Origin of the sequence: Sphingomonas sp. JC676 (genome assembly GCF_014489075.1) — a bacterium.
Lineage (GTDB): Bacteria > Pseudomonadota > Alphaproteobacteria > Sphingomonadales > Sphingomonadaceae > Sphingomonas.
This window is the reverse complement of sequence record NZ_JACTGR010000002.1, coordinates 59,507-79,728: the sequence shown is the minus strand read 5'-3', so window position 1 is coordinate 79,728 and position 20,222 is coordinate 59,507. Positions and strand designations below refer to the sequence as shown.

19 protein-coding genes are annotated in these 20,222 nt (G+C 66.5%); 11 read left to right on the top strand and 8 right to left on the bottom strand.

The window, feature by feature from the left end; translation table 11 throughout:
- The first annotated feature begins 46 nt into the window (after positions 1-46).
- The 5 genes from IAG41_RS07365 to IAG41_RS07345 all read left to right on the top strand — a co-directional run bounded on the left by IAG41_RS07365 (position 47) and on the right by IAG41_RS07345 (position 5,532).
- Positions 47-1,096, top strand: coding sequence for an alginate lyase family protein (locus tag IAG41_RS07365; RefSeq protein WP_187727990.1), 1,050 nt, complete (start codon positions 47-49; stop codon positions 1,094-1,096).
- Between the two features lie 177 nt (positions 1,097-1,273).
- Complete coding sequence (locus tag IAG41_RS07360; protein WP_187727989.1) at positions 1,274-3,406, top strand: TonB-dependent siderophore receptor; 2,133 nt, start codon at positions 1,274-1,276, stop codon at positions 3,404-3,406.
- A 10-nt stretch (positions 3,407-3,416) separates the two neighbouring features.
- Positions 3,417-3,719 (top strand): DUF3649 domain-containing protein, encoded by a 303-nt coding sequence (locus IAG41_RS23440; protein ID WP_316251106.1) that lies wholly within the window; start codon positions 3,417-3,419, stop codon positions 3,717-3,719.
- The gene (locus IAG41_RS07350) at positions 3,716-5,218 is read left to right on the top strand and encodes a PepSY-associated TM helix domain-containing protein (protein ID WP_187727987.1); all 1,503 of its coding nucleotides are present in this window, start codon (positions 3,716-3,718) and stop codon (positions 5,216-5,218) included. The genes IAG41_RS23440 and IAG41_RS07350 overlap by 4 nt, the downstream gene beginning before the upstream one ends.
- Complete coding sequence (locus IAG41_RS07345; RefSeq protein ID WP_187727986.1) at positions 5,215-5,532, top strand: DUF3325 domain-containing protein; 318 nt, start codon at positions 5,215-5,217, stop codon at positions 5,530-5,532. Before IAG41_RS07350 ends, IAG41_RS07345 begins: the two co-directional genes overlap by 4 nt.
- A 3-nt stretch (positions 5,533-5,535) precedes the next feature.
- On the opposite strand, the gene IAG41_RS07340 is transcribed toward IAG41_RS07345, so the two are convergent.
- Both IAG41_RS07340 and IAG41_RS07335 read right to left on the bottom strand, forming a co-directional pair.
- On the bottom strand, positions 5,536-6,126 hold the full coding sequence (locus tag IAG41_RS07340) for a TMEM175 family protein (RefSeq protein ID WP_187727985.1): 591 nt from the start codon (positions 6,124-6,126) through the stop codon (positions 5,536-5,538).
- A 73-nt stretch (positions 6,127-6,199) separates the two neighbouring features.
- On the bottom strand, positions 6,200-7,135 hold the full coding sequence (locus IAG41_RS07335) for a GlxA family transcriptional regulator (RefSeq protein ID WP_187727984.1): 936 nt from the start codon (positions 7,133-7,135) through the stop codon (positions 6,200-6,202).
- Between the two features lie 121 nt (positions 7,136-7,256).
- Here IAG41_RS07335 and IAG41_RS07330 point away from each other — a divergent pair, with 121 nt between their 5' ends.
- From IAG41_RS07330 to IAG41_RS07310, 5 genes are all read left to right on the top strand, one after another.
- On the top strand, positions 7,257-8,066 hold the full coding sequence (locus IAG41_RS07330) for an SDR family NAD(P)-dependent oxidoreductase (RefSeq protein WP_187727983.1): 810 nt from the start codon (positions 7,257-7,259) through the stop codon (positions 8,064-8,066).
- Positions 8,067-8,173: 107 nt separating this feature from the next.
- The gene (locus IAG41_RS07325; RefSeq protein ID WP_187727982.1) at positions 8,174-9,436 is read left to right on the top strand and encodes a thiolase family protein; all 1,263 of its coding nucleotides are present in this window, start codon (positions 8,174-8,176) and stop codon (positions 9,434-9,436) included.
- Between the two features lie 222 nt (positions 9,437-9,658).
- Entirely contained in the window at positions 9,659-10,204 is a 546-nt protein-coding gene (locus IAG41_RS07320) for an RNA polymerase sigma factor (protein ID WP_187727981.1), read from the top strand.
- Between the two features lie 113 nt (positions 10,205-10,317).
- On the top strand, positions 10,318-12,054 hold the full coding sequence (locus IAG41_RS07315; protein WP_187727980.1) for a vWA domain-containing protein: 1,737 nt from the start codon (positions 10,318-10,320) through the stop codon (positions 12,052-12,054).
- A 183-nt stretch (positions 12,055-12,237) separates the two neighbouring features.
- A complete protein-coding gene (locus tag IAG41_RS07310; protein ID WP_187727979.1) occupies positions 12,238-13,389 on the top strand; it encodes a tetratricopeptide repeat protein in 1,152 nt (383 codons plus the stop codon).
- Positions 13,390-13,408: 19 nt separating this feature from the next.
- On the opposite strand, the gene IAG41_RS07305 is transcribed toward IAG41_RS07310, so the two are convergent.
- From IAG41_RS07305 to IAG41_RS07280, 6 genes are read right to left on the bottom strand one after another with little or no spacing between them, the layout of a single operon-like run.
- Positions 13,409-14,311 carry an RDD family protein gene (locus IAG41_RS07305; protein WP_187727978.1) on the bottom strand — a complete coding sequence of 301 codons (903 nt, stop codon included), beginning with the start codon at positions 14,309-14,311 and terminating at the stop codon, positions 13,409-13,411.
- The gene (locus IAG41_RS07300) at positions 14,304-15,302 is read right to left on the bottom strand and encodes a stage II sporulation protein M (RefSeq protein ID WP_316251105.1); all 999 of its coding nucleotides are present in this window, start codon (positions 15,300-15,302) and stop codon (positions 14,304-14,306) included. Before IAG41_RS07300 ends, IAG41_RS07305 begins: the two co-directional genes overlap by 8 nt.
- Positions 15,299-16,597, bottom strand: a complete 1,299-nt coding sequence (locus IAG41_RS07295; protein ID WP_187727977.1) for a DUF58 domain-containing protein — start codon at positions 16,595-16,597, stop codon at positions 15,299-15,301. Before IAG41_RS07295 ends, IAG41_RS07300 begins: the two co-directional genes overlap by 4 nt.
- Complete coding sequence (locus IAG41_RS07290) at positions 16,594-17,550, bottom strand: AAA family ATPase (protein WP_187727976.1); 957 nt, start codon at positions 17,548-17,550, stop codon at positions 16,594-16,596. Before IAG41_RS07290 ends, IAG41_RS07295 begins: the two co-directional genes overlap by 4 nt.
- Positions 17,537-18,691 (bottom strand): DUF4350 domain-containing protein, encoded by a 1,155-nt coding sequence (locus IAG41_RS07285; protein ID WP_187727975.1) that lies wholly within the window; start codon positions 18,689-18,691, stop codon positions 17,537-17,539. Before IAG41_RS07285 ends, IAG41_RS07290 begins: the two co-directional genes overlap by 14 nt.
- Positions 18,688-19,287, bottom strand: a complete 600-nt coding sequence (locus IAG41_RS07280) for a hypothetical protein (protein ID WP_316251104.1) — start codon at positions 19,285-19,287, stop codon at positions 18,688-18,690. Before IAG41_RS07280 ends, IAG41_RS07285 begins: the two co-directional genes overlap by 4 nt.
- Positions 19,288-19,439: 152 nt before the next feature.
- Here IAG41_RS07280 and IAG41_RS07275 point away from each other — a divergent pair, with 152 nt between their 5' ends.
- Entirely contained in the window at positions 19,440-20,216 is a 777-nt protein-coding gene (locus IAG41_RS07275) for a hypothetical protein (RefSeq protein ID WP_187727973.1), read from the top strand.
- Positions 20,217-20,222 lie beyond the last annotated feature (6 nt).

Genomic DNA, 20,222 nt, shown 5'->3' with positions numbered 1-20,222 from the left:
GTGGGACCGGTGCGTCCGTTCGGCCCGATTTGCCATGGTGAACTAGATGAAGCTTGCGTTCCTCTGCTGTGCTGCTGCGCTGGCGTTCGCGGGTCCGACCGCTCAGGATCATCGCGCCATCCTCGGGCCGGAGTTTGCGAAGGGCACGGCCGGCGATCCCGTCGCCCAACAGGTCATTACGCGCGCCGAGGCGGCTCTGGCCCGCCCGCCCGGGGCAATCCCGCAGCTCCACACCGAAGGCACGCTGCCTGGAAAGGGGATCCGCGAGATCAGCCTCAAGGCCAAGGAAGACCAGCCGATCATCCTCAACCTCGCCCTGGCGTGGCGGCTGACCGGCGATCGGCGCTTCCTCGACCAGGCCGGGCGCTATCTGGAGACCTGGGCCGACATCTACCAGATGTCGTTCAACCCGATCGACGAGACCGGTTTCGACAGCCTGATCCTCGCGACCGATCTCACTGAAGCCGATCTGCCGCCAGCGCTTCGGGCCAAGCTCGATGCGTTCTGGCGCAGGATGGCCGAGGGCTATCTCGATGCGATGCGCGGCAAGCCCAAGCATTTCTACACCAACTGGCAGAGCCACCGCGTCAAGCTGGCAACGATGGCGGCGTTCCAGATCGGCGATCCCGATCTGATCGCGCGCGCCCGCCAGGCCTTCCAGGCGCAGGTCGCGACCAATATTCTCGCCAATGGCTCGGTCTTCGATTTCCTCGAGCGCGACGCGCTGCACTACGTCACCTATGACCTTGATCCGCTGCTGATGGCGGCGATCGCGGCCAAGGCACATGGCGAGGACTGGTACGCCTGGAAGAATCCCGCAGGCGCCAGCCTGCGCAGCGCGCTGGCCTGGCTGGAGCCCTATGCGCGCGGCGAGAAGAGCCATATCGAGTTCGCCCGCTCGACGATCCAGTTTGATCTCGATCGCGCCAAGGCGGGGCAGGACGAATATGCGCCGCATCCCTGGGACGCCGGCAATGCGGTCGGCACCTACGCGCTCGCGGCCCAGATCGACCCCGGCTACAAGAGCCTCAGCAGTCAGCTGCAGGATCGAACCGGGCGCAAGCCCCAAGCCTGGCTGGAATTGCTCGCAGATTGAGCCGACGCGCAGTCGAATTGCTGACCTCCACCACGCAGTCGCAAGGCAATCACGCTGTTTCCGCAGGGATGGCGCGTCGCGTCATGTGACATATATCGTTAATGCTAATGCAATTGACTCGCATTAGATATTTCCCCTAACGGCACTCGACGATCCGACCAAAAAGGGGAATTCGAGATGAAGCCGTTCCTGCGCCACGCGCTTTTCGCGAGCGCGATGCTCGTTCTGCCGATGGGATCGGCATTCGCCGCGCCCGATCCCGAGGATGATGCGCAGGCACAGGACAAGAGCGAGATCGTGGTCACCGGCACGCTCGACACGCCGACCACCACGGCCGCCGGCTTGTCGCTCACACCCAGGGAAGTGCCGCAATCGGTGACGCTGGTCGATCGCCAGCGGATCGACGATTTCGCGCTGACCAACGTCAACGACCTGCTCAATCAGGTGGTCGGCATCAATGTCGAACGGGTCGAGACCGACCGGACCTATTTCAACTCGCGCGGCTTCGACATCACCAATTTCCAGGTCGACGGGATCGGCCTGCCGTTGCTCTGGGGTATCCAGTTCGGCGATCTCGACACGGCCTTGTTCGACCGGGTCGAAGCCGTCCGCGGCGCCAATGCGATCATGAGCGGCGTCGGCAATCCGTCCGCGACGATCAACTATGTCCGCAAGCGCCCGCTGGACACGCTCAAGGCCAGCGCGACGGCGCAATATGGCAGTTGGGACCAGAAGCGCCTCGAAGCCGATGTCTCGGTGCCGCTCACCAATACGGTCGCCGCACGGCTGATCTTCGCGCACGAGGACCGCGATTCCTATCTCGACTACAACCATGTCAACCGGAACGTGTACGGCGCGCTGCTCAGCTGGAAGATCACCCCGGGCATCACCGCGACGGTCGGCTATTCGCGCCAGGAGAACCATGCGGACGGCGTGCTGTGGGGGGCGCTGCCGCTCACCTATACAGACGGCACCCGTATCGATTATCCGGTGTCCGCCTCGACCTCGGCCGACTGGACCTATTGGAACGTCACCGATCAGAGCGTCTTCGCCGAGCTGGACTATGCCTTTGGCGGCGGCTGGTCGGCCAAGGGCGTGCTCACCTACAAGCGCTTCGAGGAGCATGCGAAGCTCCTCTATGCCTATGGCTATCCGGACAAGGCGACCGGGCTCGGCGCCGGCGGCATGTCGGGCATCTATCCGTCGATCTACGACCAGTATCTGGGCGACTTCTACGCCTCGGGCCCGGTGCACCTGTTCGGCCGCGAACACCAGCTCGCCTTCGGCGTCTCCACCTCACGGCAGGACGCGCTCGAATATGAGAATTTCTCCGCCGACCCGATCGACTTTCCCGCGGTTCAGGACTGGGACCATGTCCAGGTCGCTGAGCCCAGCTATCCTGGCGAATATCTCGCCGCCGACTATAGCGACCGCCTGACCCGCGCCTATGGCGCCGCGCACATTAATCTCAGCGACAAGCTGAAGGGCGTGGTCGGCGCCAGCGCGATGTGGATCAAGTCGACCGGCACCTCCTACGGCACCGATCAGTCGCGCGACGACAGCGGCGTCAGCCCCTATGTCGGCGCGGTCTATGACGTGACGCCGAACGTCTCACTTTATGCGAGCTATACCGGCATCTTCAATCCGCAGATCGAAGTCGACATCAACAACCGCAAGCTCGATCCCGCCAAGGGGACCAGCATCGAGGGCGGCATCAAGAGCAGCTGGTTCGGCGGCAGGCTCTACGCCACCGCTTCGCTGTTCAGGGCCAAGCAGAAGGGGCTTGCGTCCTTTGCGGGCACGTTCGGAGCGGGGGGCGCGGGCCAGATTGGCGACAGTTATTACGAGGGCACGGATACGACGTCGAAGGGCTTCGAGCTCGAGCTTGCCGGCAAGGTCACCGACAACTGGACGCTTAGCGGCGGCTATACGGGGCTCCAGATCAAGGACAACGCTGGCAACAAGGCGCGCACTTTCCTGCCGACCAAGGCGCTGAAGCTGGCCACCACTTATGCGGTGCCGCAGCTCAATGACCTCAAGCTCGGCGCGCAGCTGCGCTGGCAGAACCAGATCACCTATGCCGATCCCGGCGTGCAGGATTATGGCGTCGTCACCGGCGACGTGATTCTGAAGCAGCAGGGCTATGCGGTGGTCGATCTGATGGCCGGCATCCGGCTCGTCGATCGCGTGCGCGCCACGATCAACGTCCGCAATGTCGGCGACAAGAAATATCTGGCCAGCCTGATGTGGGGCCAGGCTTTCTACGCCGCGCCGCGCAGCGCGGCCGTCTCCCTTAGCTTCGCCTATTGAGCGCAAAGTGGTGAGCGGCGCACGTTCGGGACGGCAAGGCTGGCGCTACCGCGCCAATGTCGCCGCGCGTGTGGTGGCGGGGAGCGTAGGCGCCTATGGCGTCGCCGCGCTGTTCGCCGCCGCTCTCGCGCGCACGCTGCCGATGAGCCGGGTCGAGGCGGTGAGCCTCGCCACCCTGCTCGCATTCCTCGTCGCGCCGGCTGCTGCGGTCTGGGCGTTCCTCGCGCCCGGACCGTGGCGCGCCTGGGCCGGCATGCTGGGCGCGGCATTGCTGTTCGGCGCCATCGCCTGGTTCGCGGGACCGCCGGCATGAGCGCGGTCCGCGAGGGCGTGCGCCAGGTGATGGCATGGCTGCACGGCTGGACTGGGCTGCTGCTCGGCTGGGTGTTGTTCGTGATGTGCTTCGCCGGCACGCTCAGCGTGTTCAAGCCCGAGATAGGGCGCTGGATGCGCCCCGAGGCAACCGCCAACGCCGATCCGCTCGAGGCGATCGCCGCGGCGAGCAATTGGCTTTCAAAGAATGCGCCTGGCTCTACGGGCTGGTACCTGACTGCGCCGGACACGCGGATGAACACGGTCGAGGTGGCTTATGACAGCGGCGGTGCCTTTCTTTACCGCGCGCTAGACCCGGTCACAGGCGCGCCGGTCGCGCGCGAGACGCTGGGTGGGGAGTTCTTCTATCGCCTTCATTTCGAGCTCGAGCTTCCTTTTCCCTGGGGGCGGCTGCTTGCCTCGCTGGCGGCGCTGACGATGCTGGTGGCGCTCGTCACCGGCATCATCGCGCACCGCCGCATCTTCCGCGACTTCTTCACTTTCCGGCCGGCCAAGGGGCAGCGCTCCTGGCTCGACGGGCACAATGCGCTCGGCGTGCTGGCACTGCCTTTCCATCTGATGATCACGCTGACCGGGCTGGTGACTCTGGCCTCGCTCAACATGCCCTGGGCGATCACCGCTGCCTATGGCAGCGACGTCGCAGCCTTGTACCACGAAATGACGCCCGGCGTGGTCGAGCGCGCGGCGACAGGCACAAAGGCGCCGCTCGCGCCGGTCGCGCCGATGCTGCGCGAGGCGCAGCGCCGCTTCGGCGGCGCGCTGATCGGGCGGGTCTATGTCCTCAATCCTGGCGATGCCGCCGCGGTGGTGACCGTGTTCCGCTCGGATGTCGGCCAGATCGGCTATACGCCGGGCGAGATCAGCTTCGACGGCGCGACCGGCCGGATGCTCGGCGAATGGACCGAAGCGCGGCCGGCGGTGCAGGCCTATAACATCCTCTATGGCCTCCATATGGGCCGCTTCGCGCCGTCGTTGACGCGGTGGCTCTATTTCCTGGGTGGCAGCATGCTGACATTGGCCATCGCTACCGGTCTGGTGCTCTGGATCGTGAAGCGTCGCGAGCGGGCGCCATTGTCGCTCGGCAACCGCATCCTCGAACGGCTCAACGCCGGCTTGATCGCGGGGGTACCACTGGGCGCCGTCGCCTTCCTGCTCGCCAACCGGCTGTTGCCGCTCGGCATGGCGGGCCGAGCCGAAGTCGAGGTTTCGGCCGCTTTGTGGACGACGGCGGCTGCACTGGTGATTGGCGCTGCGCTGCGGCCTGCCATCGCCTGGCCGTTGCTGCTCGGCTTGCTGGCGCTGGGCTGTGCCGCCGCGCCGCTGTTCGGTCCCATCTTCACCAACAACGCTGCGCTGATCGGAGGCAATCTCGTGCTGCTCGCTTTTGCGGCGGGGCTGGCGTTGCTGGTCGCTCGACAAATAAAGCGGTTGCGTGATCCCGAACCGGTGCGGCGCAGGGCCGCGAGGGCGGCTGCATGATCGCGGCGGGATTGCTCTATCTCGGCTTGTTCACGCTCGCGGCGGCGATGCCGCGTCACGGGCCCGACCTGTTGGGGCGATGGAACGCGCCACCGCTCGCCGCGCGTTTGCCGGTGGCCGGCTGGATGCTGCTCGCGCTCTCGCTGGCGGCCTCCCTGTTGACGCCGGACTGGCCCAGAGCCCTGGTCGCCTGGTTCGGCCTGGCGCCGCTGGCGGCCGGAATCGTGCTGCCGGGCCTCACCTTCCGCGCTGGTCTGGCGCAGGGCGCCGTCCTGGGTGCGGCGGCTCTGGTTGTCGCGGGAAGCCTTGTCTGATCTTTATTCCAGCTCCTCGGCCAGCGTTCCGGCGGGATTGGGCTTCAGGTAGAAACCCAGGCAGAAGATGCAGAGTCCGAGCCCGGCGATCGGATATTTCAGGGCAATGAGCGCCGCTGCGCCGAACAGGCACAATGTCGTGATCCCGCGGAGCCGTATCGCCCCGCGCACCCTCGGGTCGGCCTTGACGGGATTCCTGTCGATCAGCTCCCAGCTGAGCAGCAAATAGGTGAGATTCACCAGGAAGAAGACGGCCGCGTAGAAGGCGACCGGCTGGGGAGCCAGTGCGCTCACCGCCATCCAGGCCGTCGAGAGCGGCAGCAGCGACATCGAGAACAGATGGGCGAAGTTGAACCACATCAAACGCGGCGTCACCCGATTGGCGTAGCGCAGCAGATAGTGATGATTGATCCAGACGATGGCGATGAACACATAGCTGACCGCGTAACTCAGCCAGGTCGGCCATAGTGCAAGGAGCGCCTTGAAAGTGGGCAATTCGGGTGGTCGCAGCTCCAGGACCAGCACGGTGATAAGGACGGCGAAAACGCCGTCCGAGAACGCGTTCAACCGCTCCGGCGTAGCCTTGCCCAGCACTGACAATTTCCTCCCCTGCCTGGTGCAATCGACCCTATCATAGGATCGGCAGGCGCATCAGCCACCGGCGTCACTATGCGGCGTGCGCGTTGCGCCGGACGGCTTGCGGCGGCTGGCCGAACGCGCGGAGGAAGGCGCGGCGCATCCGCTCCCGATCGGCAAAGCCGGTCTCGCGCGCCACCACGTCGATGGGATGCCGGCCCTGTTCCATCATCAGCCGCGCCGCCTCGACGCGAAGATGCTCGACCGCCTTCGCCGGCGACTGGCCGGTTTCGGCATGGAAGGCGCGGCTGAACTGGCGCGGGCTCAGATGCGCCGCCTCGGCCAGCTCCTTGACCGACAAGGGCGCTTTGAGATGCGCCTTGGCGTAGGCGAGCGCGTTCTGGATCCGGTCGGACTTGGGTTCGAGTTCGAGCAACGCCGAATATTGCGACTGGCCGCCGGCGCGCCGGTGATAGACAACGAGCATCCTGGCAACGGACCGCGCGACATCGTGCCCCAGGTCCTGCTCGACCATCTCCAGCGCGAGATCGACCCCCGCGGACATTCCAGCCGACGTCCAGATCGCGCCGTCGTGGATAAAGATGCGGTCGTCCTCGACCTTGATCGCGGGATAGCGTCCACGGAGCTCCCGTCCGAACATCCAATGGGTCGTCGCGCGACGCCCGTCGAGCACGCCCGCTTCCGCAAGTATGAAGGTGCCGGTGCAGATCGATGCCAGCCGCCGCACCAATTTTTCGGCGCTGCGCACGGCGGCGAGCAGCCCGGGTGTCGGCTGTGGCAACCCGGTCCCGCCGCAGACCAGCAATGTGTCGAATTCGTCCTGGCCGAGCGCTTCAGTGTCCGTCGTCAGGCCGGTCGAGCTGCGCACCATCCCGCCGTTCTCGGAGAGAAGGCGGATGTCATAGACCGGCTCGCTCGCCTCGAAATTGGCGAATTCGAAGACCGATGCCGCGGCGAGCGACATGATCTGGAAGCCGGGAAAGACGATCAAACCGATGCGTTGCATGTCGCATTCCTGCGTTATGTCCTGAAACGTTGCATATATGACATTTGAGACGGAGGCAACGCTTCCTAACTCCTTTCCATCGGTGGCGGCGTGCTGCCGTCGCAATCGAAGGGACAATCACATGACTATCCAGAACCAGGGTGTCGCGCTCGTCACGGGAGCCTCGAGCGGCATCGGTGCGATCTATGCCGAGCGGCTCGCCCGGCGCGGCTATGACCTCATTCTTGTCGCCCGGAACCAGGTGCGCCTCGCAGCGCTTGCAACCCGGCTCACCGAAGAGACTGGCCGCTCGGTCGAGGTCGTCGCAGCCGATCTTGGCGACGCAACCGATCGCGCGCGTATCGAGGCGCTGCTCAAGACCGACGCCCGCATCACCATGCTGGTCAACAATGCCGGTCTCGGCGCGACCGCGCCGCTGCTCGCCGCCGATGTCGATGCGATGGAATCGATGATCACGCTCAACGTCACCGCGCTGATGCGCCTCGCTTATGCCGCGGCGCCCGGTTTTGTCGCGCGCGGCGGCGGCACGATCGTCAATATCGGCTCGATCGTGGCGATCGGCCCCGAGGTCCTCAACGGCGTGTACGGCGGCACCAAGGCGTTCGTCCTCGCTTTCAGCCAGTCGCTCCACCATGAGCTGGCCGACAAGGGCGTGCGCATCCAGGCGGTGCTGCCGGGCGCGACCGCGACCGACTTCTGGGACATTGCCGGCACCCCTGTCGAGCATCTACCCGGCGAGATCGTGATGCAAGCGGATGATCTGGTCGATGCGGCGATTGCCGGGCTCGACATGGGCGAGCTTGTCACCATTCCGGCGCTTCCCGAGGTCGCCGATTGGGAGAGCTATGAGGCGGGCCGGCAGCGCCTGCTGCCTAATCTCTCGCGCGCCCAACCCGCGGCGCGCTACAAGACCCGAGCGCAGGCCGCTTGAACAGCTGATGGCGGATGCGGAATCCTTTCTGCGTCCGCCATTGATCCCGCCGCCCCCGGCCACATCTTGGGCGCGTCATCGAACCCAAGCGCCATGGAGAGACTGTCATGCAGCGATTTGCCCAGAAAGCCTATGTTGCCACCGGCCTGCGCACGCCCTTCGGGCGCGGCGGCGGGGCGCTTGCCGATCATGATGCGATCAGCCTGTCGGTGCCGCTCGCCAAGGCGATGGCGGAGAAGGCGCGCCCCGACCTCTTCATCTGGGGCACGGTGATCCCGAGCCTCGGCTGGAGCAATATCGGGCGCGAGATCTGGCTCGACGCCGGGCTCGACCCCACGGTGCCGGCCTTTTCCGCGGTGCTCGCCTGCTCGACCAGCATGGTGGCCGCGATGGCTGCCGCGGGAATGCTTGGCGGCGATACCGATCTCGTCCTGGTCGGCGGGGCGGAAGTGATGAGCCAGCCGCCGATCGGCCTCAAGCTTGAAGCATCGAAGCGGATCGTGAAGCTGTTCCGCACCAATCCCGCCGAAGCCGTGGCGGCGCTGAAGGCGCTCACGCCCGATGATCTCACTTTGCCGGTCAAGGGCTGGGCGAACCGCATCACCGGTCGGACGATGGGCGATCATATGGAGGAAACCGCGCAGATCTGGGGCATCGCCCGCGAGGCGCAGGACGAATGGTCGCTCAAGAGCCACCAACGCGCCGTACACGGGTGGGAAACGGGCTTCTTCGACGATCTGGTGATCGCGCTCCCCGAAATCGCGCGCGACGCCCATCCTCGTGCGGACACGTCCATCGAGAAGCTCGCGGCGCTCCCCGCGGCCTTCGACAAATCGGGCAAGGGTTCGCTCACCGCGGGCAACAGCTCGCCGATCACCGACGGTGCCGCTGCCTGCTGGGTCGCGACCGAAGCGGGGCTGGCACGGCTGCCGGATGGAACGCCGCATGCCGAGCTGGTCGATCACGAGATCGCCGCGGTCGATCACGGCGTCGACGGCCTGCTGATGGCACCAAGCTTCGCAATCCCCCGCCTCCTCGCGCGGCATGGCCTGCGCTATGACGACATCGCGCTTTGGGAGATCCATGAGGCGTTCGCCGCGCAGGTGCTCGCGAACGTTGCCGCGCTCGAGAAGCCGGGTTGGACGCGCGACCGCGCCGGCGTGGATTTCGATTTCGGACCTTTCCCATGGGACCGCGTCAATCCGAATGGTGGCTCGGTGGCGATCGGCCATCCCTTCGCGGCGACTGGCGCGCGTGACTTCAGTCAGGCGGTCAAGGAGCTATGGGCGATGCCCTCCGGCTCGCTGGCGGTAGTCAGCGTGTGTGCCGATGGTGGTCACGGCACCGTGGCGCTGTTCCGCCGGCCCTGACCCATCATAGGGGGAGCATCGCGCCCCGGTGCTCCCCGGCCTTCCGCCCGCCGCTATGGGCGGGCACGGTACTTTGATCGACGGCCGATGGCGTCGCCGATGCAAATGATGCACAAAGCGATCGTGTCGGGGCATGGTGCGACAGGCTGGTTCATCAGGATGCGCGGTCGCGCTGTCGGGACCGGGCAATCGACGGCGCGCCTCCGCGATCGGTCGTGATCCATGGCCGATAGCCGAGACGATCCCGACGCCGATCTCGTCGCCGGCGCGGTCGCCGGGGATCGCGAGGCATTCGGCGCGTTGCTGGAACGGCACTATAACCGGATTCACGGCCTGGCTTGGCAGCTGACCGGTTCGCGCGCCGACGCGGACGATATCGCGCAGGATGTCTGCTGCACGCTCGCCGAGAAGATCGCGAGCTTCCGCGGCGAGGCCCGATTCACCACCTGGCTTTTCGGCATCGTGTTCAATGCCTGCCGCGATCTTCGCCGCCGGCGCAGATCGTTCGGTGCGCTTACCGAGCGGCTCGCGGTGTGGAGCGGGCTGGCGGCGGCCCCGGACGGACGAGACCTGCACGATGCGCTGTGGGTGAAGAGCGCGATTTCGCGCCTCGGCCCGGCCTATCGCGATGCGGCCATATTGGTTGCCGGCCACCAGCTGACGCATGCGGAGGCGGCAGAGATATTGGGCGTCGCGGAATCGACGGTGTCGTGGCGAATGCATGAGGTCCGGCGGATGCTCTCCGCCGAAAAGGAGGGGAGCGACTGATCGCGGGATCGCGATTTCAAAAATATTTTCAAACCTGCCCAAGGATCTCCGGGCGACGCGCGTCGCAGTGACATGCGGACAATTGTGCGCCGCTGTCGACTGGGAGAATCGTCATGCATCGCCTCCGCCGTTCCATCGCCACTGGCCTGGCTCTCGCGTTCCTGGCGTCCTGCGCCGGGCCCGGTGCCGAAAAGGAGCCTTTGTCGGCGTCGGCCGACCCCAAAGCCGAGGATGCTTCCGATGTCATCGTGACCGGCAGTCGCACGGACGGCTACGCCCGCGGGTTGACACGCGAGCGCAAGGTATCGGCGGCGCAATATGCGCCGGCCGTGCCACCCCCGAGCCTCGCCATGGCGGGTAACTACGCTCCGCGCGCCGAGCCTCGGCCATATCCCCTGCCGTACAGGGACGTCGGCCGCGACCGCTTCACGGCCACGGCGCAGAACCCGTTCAAGGTCGCGCGCGAGGAGCCGATCTCGACCTTTTCTATCGATGTCGACACGGCGTCCTATTCGTTCGTCCGCGCCTCGCTCAACCAGAACGTGCTGCCGCAGCAAGCGGCGGTGCGGACCGAGGAGATGATCAACTATTTCCCCTATGATTATGCGGCGCCGCGCCACGCGGAGCAGCCGTTCAGCACCAATGTCGCGGTGCTTCCGAGCCCCTGGTCGCCCGGGCGCAAGCTCGTGCGGATCGGGATCAAGGGCTATGCGATCCAGCAGGCGACCCGCCCGCGCGCCAATCTCGTCTTCCTGATCGATACTTCGGGATCGATGGACGCGCCGAACAAGCTGCCGCTGGTCAAGCAGTCGCTGGCGATGTTGCTCGACCAGCTCGACGGCAACGACAGTGTTGCGATCGTCACCTATGCCGGCAGCGCGGGTACCGCACTCGAACCGACGCCGGCCAGTCAGAAGAGCAAGATCCGGGCGGTCATCGACCGCCTCGGCGCCGGGGGGAGCACCGCCGGTGCAGAAGGAATCCGCCAAGCCTATGCGCTGGCCGAGCAGAATCTCGACCCGCGCGGCGTCAACCGCGTCATCCTGGCGACCGATGGCGACTTCAACGTCGGAATCACCGATCAGGGCGAGCTCAAGGGCTATATCGAGCGCGAGCGCGGCAAGGGCGTGTTCCTCTCCGTGCTCGGCTTCGGCATGGGCAACTATAACGACGCGCTGATGCAGGCGCTGGCGCAGAACGGCAACGGCGCCGCTGCCTATATCGACACGGTGGCCGAGGCGCGGAAGACATTGGTCGACGAGGCGACCTCGACCTTGTTCCCCATCGCCAAGGACGTGAAGATCCAGGTCGAGTTCAATCCTGCCACGGTCTCCGAATACCGGCTTATCGGCTATGAGACGCGGATGCTGAACCGCGACGACTTCGACAATGACAAGGTCGATGCGGGCGATGTCGGTTCGGGCCAGACGGTGACCGCGCTGTACGAGGTGGTGCCCGTCGGCGGCCCGCGCGCGATCGGGGACCTGCGCTATTCGAGGCCAGCCCCGGCCGCGCTGGCGAATACCTCCGCCACCGAGCTTGGCTTCGTGAAGATCCGGTACAAGCTGCCGAAATCAGACACGAGCCGACTCATCTCCACGCCGATCGACACGAAGGCGGCATTCGCCCGCCTGGAAGATGCGCCCAGGGATGCGCGGTTCGCGGTAGGCGTGGCCGGCTTTGCCGAGCTGCTTCGCGGCGGCCGCTATACGGGCTCGCTGAGCTATGACGATGTGCTCAGGATCACGACCGGCGCGCGGGGCGAGGATGAATTCGGCTATCGCGCTGAGTTCATCCAGCTCGTGCGGGCGGCCAAGACGGCGGCGTCGATGGCGCGGCTGGAGCGGTGAAGCCCGGGTCGCCGCTGCCGATAACCCGTCGGCGGCGGCCCGCCGTGCATCGTTCCTTCGACTGGCGGATAATTGCAGTTATAAGGCCAACCAATGTTTCTCCCTGCTCCCCGCCGCCTCCGATCGCCGCCGTCCTGGCGAGACGATGCGCATGCGGGGCGATGCGACCGCGGGAGACGGTAAATGGCCGCGGACGACGAAATCGCGATGATGCTGCCCGAGCCGCCGCCTCCACGACCGGACCGGCGGGCAGCCGCGATGGCCGAGGCTATGGGGTGCTTTGACGGCATCGATGCACCGGCGTCTGCCGCGCCTGATCGGCGGCCCGTGTCGCTGCCGGCGCGAGCGAGGATCAGCCGCGGACAGATCGGCGTGCTCGCTTCGGTCGCCCTGGTCGCTGTGATCGCAATCCCGGTCGCGCTATATTCGCCTGATCGGAACGCCCCCTCCACTCGCGAGCAGGCGTCGACGGATGCCGTTGGGCCGCAGGTCGCCACCCCCGGTTCCACAACGCCCGCAAGCCTGGCGCCGGCATCGGTTCGGACGCCCGGGCCAGATGTCGCGAAGGCGCCTGTGCCGCCGCTGGTCACCCCCTTGCCGCAGAGGCTCGCCGCCAATGATGCGGAACCCTGCAGAGCCCCGTGTATGTCGGAAACCCGCCAGCGAGAGGTGGCGGCCCCGGCCCCGGATGTCCCTCCGGCTGCCGCTCCGGACGCCAAGGTGGCGCAGGCCAAGGCGGAACCGGCATGGGAGGTAAGGGGAATTGCCTCGAGATCCGAGCGGACGGATCAGTTCGCCCAGGCGGCTCCGGTCGCACCGCGCGCGGCCATGGCGCCAAGCGCAGCAGATGAAGACGTGGGGGCGGACGTCATCGTCACCGGGTCGCGGGTCAGGTCGCCGGCCCGTGCGCGTCGTGGCGACTGGAACGCCTGCACGGTGGACGATCCCGCGCGCAGTCTCGACAAGTGCAAGCGGATGGTCGATCCCGGTGCGAAAGGTGCTGCCGGCCGCGCGGATGCCCATTTGGCCACTGGTCTCTCGCTGGCCTGGGAAGACGATATGGACGGCGCCATTGCGGCATTCGACCAGGCGATCGCGCTGCGGCCGCGGCTTGCCTTCGCCTATCTCAACCGCGGATTGGCTTATCAGCACAATGGCGAGCTCGACCAAGCGCTCCGCGATATCGATCGTGCGGTGCGCTACGCCCCGAACGACCCGCGCGGCTATTTCAACCGCAGCCTGATCCTGCGCGAAAAGGGCGATTCCGACGGCGCCCGCGCCGACGCGACGCGGGCGATCGAAATCGACTTCCGCTATCGAGCCCTGCTAAAATGAGGCTGGGCGACGGCAGCGCTCATCTCCTGGAATCGAGCGGCGCTTCGTATTTGTCCCTGCGGCGTTTTCCGAACAGCATGTTGCGCTCGAGGCGGTTGCAGAGCGCCGCATAATAGGCCCGGAGGAAGGCCAGTTCATCGCGGTCCGCGCCGGTCCAGCCGATGCGCGTGCGGATCGTGCGGGCGACGACGATCATCGCGAGATCGTCCTGCCGGCGCAGCACTTCCTCCAGTTTCTGGAGCTCGAATTCGCCATAGGCGTTCAACTGGGCGTCGGTGAAATTGTAGCGCGGCACCTCGCGATGTTCGACCACGCTGGCGCCGAGGCTCCGCCGCGGCAACCGCGTGACCCAGGTGCCCGCGATCAGATCGCCGACGCGCATATGGTCGCGATTGAGAAAGGGAAAGAGCAGGAACACGCCGCACCACAACAGGCCAGCGCCGGAAGTCGCCAGGTCCGAAATCCCCTCGGCGCTTTCATAGGCCATGAAGGATAGCGGCAGGAAGAATTCGAGCTCGCGCATCGCATTGCGCGCGACCACCGCGTGCCCCGACAGGCGCTGACCGTTGCGCGCGACCACCCGCAGTTTCATCACGCGCTTGCCGACCGTGGCCGAGCGGGTGCCGAGCTCGAGCGCGGTGAAGTAGAAATTGCGCAGCACGAAGAAGCCAAGCAGCCAGATCGCGGCGAGTGCCTGGAGGGTGCCCGAGCCATTGCTGCCGCTACCAACACCGACGCCGACGGCGAGCATGATCGTCACGATGGTGAAGACGACCAGGACGGTAGAGATGATAACCAGGTCGAGCACGAACGCAGCCGCGCGTTCGCCGACGCTGGCGAGGTGGAGGCGCAGGTCCACGCCCTCGGGCGTCACGAATTCGCGTGTGGATGTCCCGGCGCGCGGCACGGAGCGCTCAGCCATGGATGTCGGCCTCTCGCACCGGCATGACGTAGAAATAGAATAGCCAGCCGAGCAGCGCGACGCCGCCGATCGCGGCGCGGACGGCATCGGCGCGCACTACCTGGCGACCTACGCCTTCCAGCACGCCCGCGACGGCCAGCATCACGACGACGCCCAGCATCGCCATCGCCGCGATCCTGCCGGCCGCGACCGCGGCCTCGGCGCGCGATCCGCGCCCGGGAAAGGCCACCGCCATGCCGATATGGAGGCCGGCCGCGCCGGCAAGCGCGATGGCGAACATCTCGGTGGTGCCGTGAATCGAGAGCCAGGCGGCGGCCTGAAGGCCCAGACCCTTGGGAACGTAGATCGCCAGGAAGGCGCCGAGGATGCAGCCATTGTAGAGCAGCAGCAGCACGGTCGGCACGCCGAACGCGAAACCGAGCGCGAAGCAGAGCAGTGCCATCTGGGCATTGTGGGTGAACAGGAAGGTGGCAAACACGCCGAGCGCGTCGCCGGACTGGTATAGCACCGCCTTGAGTTCCTGCGCCGATGCCTGGGGGTCGCGCCCGCCGGCCAGATCTTCGGGTACGATCGCGTAGAACCAGGCAGGATCGCGCGACACCATCAGATAGGCGGCGAGCGTCCCGATCAGCAGCATCCCCACCGCGACCACAGTCTCGCGCCCGATCGACCGGATCGCATGCGGCCAGGCGATGGCGAAGAAATAGCGGATACGGCGCCACAGCGGCGGCTGGACTCCGTAGAGAATGAAATAGGCCCTTGTCGCGAGTGACTCGAGATAGGAGACGAGGTCGGCGTCGAGCGAAGTCTCGCGCGCGACCGAGAGCGACGACAGCGTGGCCCGGTAAAGCACCGGCAGCTCGAACAGATCCTCGTCCGAAAGTGAGGCGGCGCGGCCGCTTTCGATGCGACCGATCAGCGCCTCCAGCCGCTCCCAATCGCCCTGGCGCGCCTCGCGGAAGCGGCCGTTACTCAGCTCGGTCGCGCTCACAACAGGTTCCTCCGCTTGAAATCGAGATATTGCCGCACGAGCGCCGGACCTACGCCGTCATATGCCGCCTCCAGCACATGGATGCCGAGATGGCGCAGGCGCGAGACGACGATGCGGCGCTCACGCAGCATCGCGGCGGCGGTGACCGCGCGCGAGACATCGTCGATCGTCATGGGCTCCGCTGCGGCGATCGTTTCGAGCTCCTCGTCATTGAGGATTACGAACAGCACGAGGTGCCGGCCCATCAGGCTGGCGGCGGCGCGGATCATCAGCTCGGCGCCGGCCTGATCGGTGAATTCGGTGAAGACGACGACGAGCGAGCGTCGAGTGAGGTCGCCGGCGAGCGTGGCCAGCGCGAGGGTGAAATTGGTCTCGGCGGTGCTGTAGTCGAGTTCGCCGGCGAGCCGCTGCATCAGCGGGAAGGCGCGCACGCCGGAGACCGCGCCCGACGAGATGCGCGGCTTGGAATCGAAGCCGAACAGGCCGACCCGGTCGCCCAGCTTGAGCGCCGAATAGGCGGCGAGCAATGCGGCGCCGATCGCGCGGTCGACTCGCGGCAATCCCTGGACCGGTTCGCACATCACGCGTCCCGCATCGATCGCGAAGACGACCTGGTTGTTGCGCTCGATCCGGTTCTCGCGGGCGAGGAGCTTCAGGTGGCGGGCGCTGTGGTTCCAGTCGATCGTGCGGCGCTCCATGCCCGAACGCCATTCGGACAAAGCCTCGAACTCGCTGCCCTCGCCGCGATCGATCCGCGCCATCTCGCCCGCCTGGGCGTCGCGGAGCAGCATCGCGGCGGCCTCGCGCACCGGGCGGATATCGGGGGTGATGAGGATGCGGCGGCCTATATCGGTGACGCGCTGGCGCCATATGAGGCGCAGGGGCCCGGTCCAGCGGCTCCACAAATGCTCGATGCTGTCGGTGCCGCGACGGATGGGCTCGAAGGCGATCATCGCGCTGTCCTCGCCGGGCGCGACTCGGACGCGGTCGTCGGCGAGCGGGCGCAGACGCGGACCGGTGGCGAGCGCGAGTTCCAGGCCGATCGGAGGACGCGAACCGGAGTCGATCGCAATCTCCACCACCAGCGGCGCGCCGATCTCGATCGCGCCGGGGCATCGCACCTCCAGATTCGGCGGCGCGGCAGCGAAGAGCGTATCGAGGCCGATCAGCGTGAAGACCAAAGGGACCCACAACAGTCCCACGAACCACAGATGCGGCACGGCGATGCCGGCCAGCAGCGCCAGCGGCGCGCCGGCCGCCATCAGCAACACGCCCTGCCGCGTCGGCCGTATCAACGCGGCGCCTCCACTTGCTCGATCAGCGCGCCGATCACGGCGTCGACCGAGCGGCCGTCGATCTCGGCGGCAGGGGAGAGGATGACGCGGTGGCGAAGCGCCGCGGGCGCCAGCTGCTTCACGTCGTCGGGCAGCACGAAATCACGTCCGTCGAGCGCGGCGCGCGCACGTGCAGCGGCCGCGAGCGTCGCGCCAGCGCGGGGCGAGGCGCCGATTTGGAGGTCGCCCGTGCTGCGGGTGGCGCGGACCAGGCGGACGACATAGTCGGTGACTTCGTCGGCCAGGCGATTGGCGGAAACGGCATCGGCGGCGGCGCGGATCGTGGTGGCGTCGGCGACGCGCGTGACGCCCCATTCCTCGGGCCGCGGCATGCCGAAGCGATTACCCATCGCGGTGACGATCTTGCGTTCCTCGTCAGCGGAAGGGTAGCCGACCTCGTACTTGAACAGGAAGCGATCGAGCTGCGCCTCGGGCAGCGGATAGACGCCCTGGTTTTCGATCGGATTCTGCGTGGCGACGACCATGAAGCGGTCGCTCAGCTGGTGATCGACGCCGTCGATCGTGACGGTGCGCTCCTGCATCGCCTCGAGCAGGGCGGCCTGGGTCTTGGGCGGCGTGCGATTGATCTCGTCGGCGAGCAGCAACTCGGTGAAGATCGGGCCGCGGGTGAGGGTGAAGGCGGAGGTCTGGAAGTTGAAGAGGTTCGAGCCGAGAATGTCGCCAGGCAGTAGATCCGGCGTGAACTGGATGCGGCCGTAATCGAGCCCGGCGGCGCGGGCGAAGCACTGGGCCAGAAAGGTCTTGGCGGTGCCGGGCGGTCCTTCGAGGAGGATATGGCCCGAGGCGAACAACGCGACGAGCATCAGCTCGACCGCGTCGTCCAGCCCCACCACCGCCTTGCCCACTTCGCCGCGGATCGCGTCGCCGAGCGTCTTTACTTCATCGATTTTCACGCGTGACGGTCCTTTTCCAATGATAGAGGTCGCGGGCTGCGGCGAGCAGACCACGGGTGTCGCGAGCATTCGCGGCGCGCGCGGTGATGCTCAAAAAGGGTTCGCCTTCGCGGTCGAGCCTGTCGAGATAGCGGTCGAGCGCGTCGCCGGTGAGCCCGGGCGGCGCGCCGGTGCTGGTGGCGACGGCTTCGCGAACCAGTGTCGCGTACCGCTCGCCGGTGCGGTGGCGGCGGCGCGCGAGGCGCAGCAGTGCGGCGCCGTTTTCCGCCAGCGCGCGCTTGCCGAACGCCACGCCCCGATCGGGCAGCGCCGCGGGGCCGAAACGCAGCATCGCGTGCCACCCGGCGAGCAAGGCGGCGAGCAAAACGCAGAGCGTGAGCGGAAGGAACGGCGCCTCGAACGCAAGCTTGAGCAGGTTCGGATTGCGGCCGAAGCCGTGCAGCGTCAGGTCGAAAGCGACCGGACTGTCGGGCGCGGCGAACTGGGAGAGAATACGCATCGCCCGCTCGGCGCCCTCGACCGTGGCGAGCCCCTGATTGTTGAACAGATCGGGGTCGGCGACGATCGTGGTCACGCTGTCGCCGACATAGGCGACGAGTGCGCTGCCATCGGGAGCTTCGAACGCTGCTTCCAGCGTCGGGCCCGAAACCGTGCGGAATTTTCCATGCGGAGCGTCGCGGATCTCTACCTTGCCGACGCTTGAGACCGGCATCGCCGCGATGAATGTGGGCAGCGTACCCGTCGAACGCACCCAATTGGCCTTGGCGGGGAGCGGCGTGACGATCCATTTGGGGAGGATCACCATGGTCGGCAGGTCCTGGCGGCGATCCAGGATCCGTTTCACCGCTGCCGGATCGGTGCTCGCGTCGGGGGTCAGTACCAGCAGCGTGTCGTTGGCAAGATCGGCCTCGCGGCGGACGAGGCGCACATCGCCATGGGTGCGCTTGATCAGATCGGCCAGGCCGGCGAAGCCGACCGCCGAATTGGACAGCGCGTGGGTGCCGCCATTCTGCGCCGGACGAAGCTCGTCGGCATAGGCCGACAGCAGCAGATAGGACAGGAAGCCGACGACCGAGAGCGCGATCAGAACGAATATGGTGCGCGCTGCGAACGGCGTGGGGGAGGTTTGCGTGGCGCTCATTTCCAGGAGCCCGGAAGCGCGAAGGCGCCATAAGCGGAGCGGGCTTCCTCCCAATCGCTGCGCCGGAGGTCCTTGCCACCGAACAGGCTGCGCTCCACCGGTGCCGCCATTGCTATAAAGGCGTTGCGGACGATTTGCGGCAGCCCGGCTGCGAGGCCGATCTCGCGGCTGGTGAGCGCGGGACGCAACAGGCGCGGACGGTTGCGGGCGATATCCTCCAGGCTACGGTGCAGGAGCAGGCGCGCGGCTTCCTCGTAGCGGCCGGCAGCCGCCATCGCATCCGCCTCGGCGAGCAAGGCGCGGGCGACCTTCTCTTCGGGGCGCCAGGCGACGACTTCCTGCTCGGCTGTCGCCTCCGCGTCGCCCTGGCGGCGATTCCGGATCAGGCTGCTCACGATCAGCCACAGGATGATCGCCGCGCCAAGGATTACCATCGTCCAGAAGATCCAGCCGGCATAAGGGGCGATCGGCTCCAGCGCCTTGCCGAGCCAGCGCAGCCAGGGCGGGATCTCGGGAGGCTTGGTTGGCGGTAGATCGAACTGGATATCGGTGCGCGCGCGCAGATGCGCATGCGCCGCCGCGACCGATTCTGTCACGGCCTTTCCTTCAGTCGCATTGATAGCCCCCACGAACGGGGACGCTAACCGATTGCCCGCGCCATGAAAAGCGGCAGGGCTGGACTTGCACCATGTTTTCGTTTCAGTTTCGGTTCTTGCGGCGGATACCGCCGAATTCGGGGGGAATATCGATGGCTGAATTTGGGGAAGCGCGGTTCGAGGTAGGTAGCGTCATTTCGCGTACCTTCGAGACGATCGGTTCGAACGCGCTGCTGTTCATCGGGCTTGCGCTGATCCTGTCGGGTCTGCCCGCTTTCGCGATCAATTGGTGGCAGGTGACGAACCTGCCGATGGGCGGGCAGCCCGAGCCCAGTACGGTTTTCACGGGCGCCTATCTGGCCCCGATCTTCGCCGGCTGGCTGGTCAGCGTGGTCAGCGGGGCAGTGCTGCAGGCGGCGCTCACCCGCGCCACGGTGACCCATCTTTCGGGCGAAAAGCCGAACTTCGCACAGTGCCTGACCGTGGGCCTGACGATGATTCTGCCGATGATCGCGATCGGCTTTCTGCTCGCGTTCGGTGTCTTCCTCGCCATACTGTTCCTGATCGTGCCTGGCATTATCCTGTGGCTGTGCTGGTCGGTGGTGGTGCCGGTCTATGTTCAGGAGAAGGTTGGCGTGTTCGAAGCGTTCGGGCGCAGCCTCGAGCTGACCCGCGGCGCGCGCTGGAGAATCTTCCTGACGATGCTGGTGATCGTGATCGCCTTGTGGCTGCTCAGCATTCCCGCGGGCATGGTGACGGTCGCGGCGCTTGCCGCCACCGGCTCGGTGCTGGCGACGGCACTGCTGGGCGGTGTTATCGGCGCACTGGCCAGTATGGTGATGGTGACGGCGCAGTCGTCGATCTATGTCGAATTGCGCAATGTGAAGGAAGGCGTGGCGCCGGCGGATCTCGAGGCGATCTTCGCCTGATCCGCG

Bases quoted from the DNA above. Each gene is read 5' to 3' on its own strand.
- IAG41_RS07315 (WP_187727980.1), top strand. From the start codon at position 10,318: ATGCATCGCCTCCGCCGTTCCATCGCCACTGGCCTGGCTCTCGCGTTC.
- IAG41_RS07285 (WP_187727975.1), bottom strand. From the start codon at position 18,691: ATGAGCGCCACGCAAACCTCCCCCACGCCGTTCGCAGCGCGCACCATA.
- IAG41_RS07345 (WP_187727986.1), top strand. From the start codon at position 5,215: ATGATCGCGGCGGGATTGCTCTATCTCGGCTTGTTCACGCTCGCGGCG.
- IAG41_RS07330 (WP_187727983.1), top strand. From the start codon at position 7,257: ATGACTATCCAGAACCAGGGTGTCGCGCTCGTCACGGGAGCCTCGAGC.
- IAG41_RS07335 (WP_187727984.1), bottom strand. From the start codon at position 7,135: ATGCAACGCATCGGTTTGATCGTCTTTCCCGGCTTCCAGATCATGTCG.
- IAG41_RS07365 (WP_187727990.1), top strand. From the start codon at position 47: ATGAAGCTTGCGTTCCTCTGCTGTGCTGCTGCGCTGGCGTTCGCGGGT.
- IAG41_RS07305 (WP_187727978.1), bottom strand. From the start codon at position 14,311: ATGGCTGAGCGCTCCGTGCCGCGCGCCGGGACATCCACACGCGAATTC.
- IAG41_RS07360 (WP_187727989.1), top strand. From the start codon at position 1,274: ATGAAGCCGTTCCTGCGCCACGCGCTTTTCGCGAGCGCGATGCTCGTT.
- IAG41_RS07325 (WP_187727982.1), top strand. From the start codon at position 8,174: ATGCAGCGATTTGCCCAGAAAGCCTATGTTGCCACCGGCCTGCGCACG.
- IAG41_RS07320 (WP_187727981.1), top strand. From the start codon at position 9,659: ATGGCCGATAGCCGAGACGATCCCGACGCCGATCTCGTCGCCGGCGCG.
- IAG41_RS07310 (WP_187727979.1), top strand. From the start codon at position 12,238: ATGGCCGCGGACGACGAAATCGCGATGATGCTGCCCGAGCCGCCGCCT.
- IAG41_RS07275 (WP_187727973.1), top strand. From the start codon at position 19,440: ATGGCTGAATTTGGGGAAGCGCGGTTCGAGGTAGGTAGCGTCATTTCG.
- IAG41_RS07350 (WP_187727987.1), top strand. From the start codon at position 3,716: ATGAGCGCGGTCCGCGAGGGCGTGCGCCAGGTGATGGCATGGCTGCAC.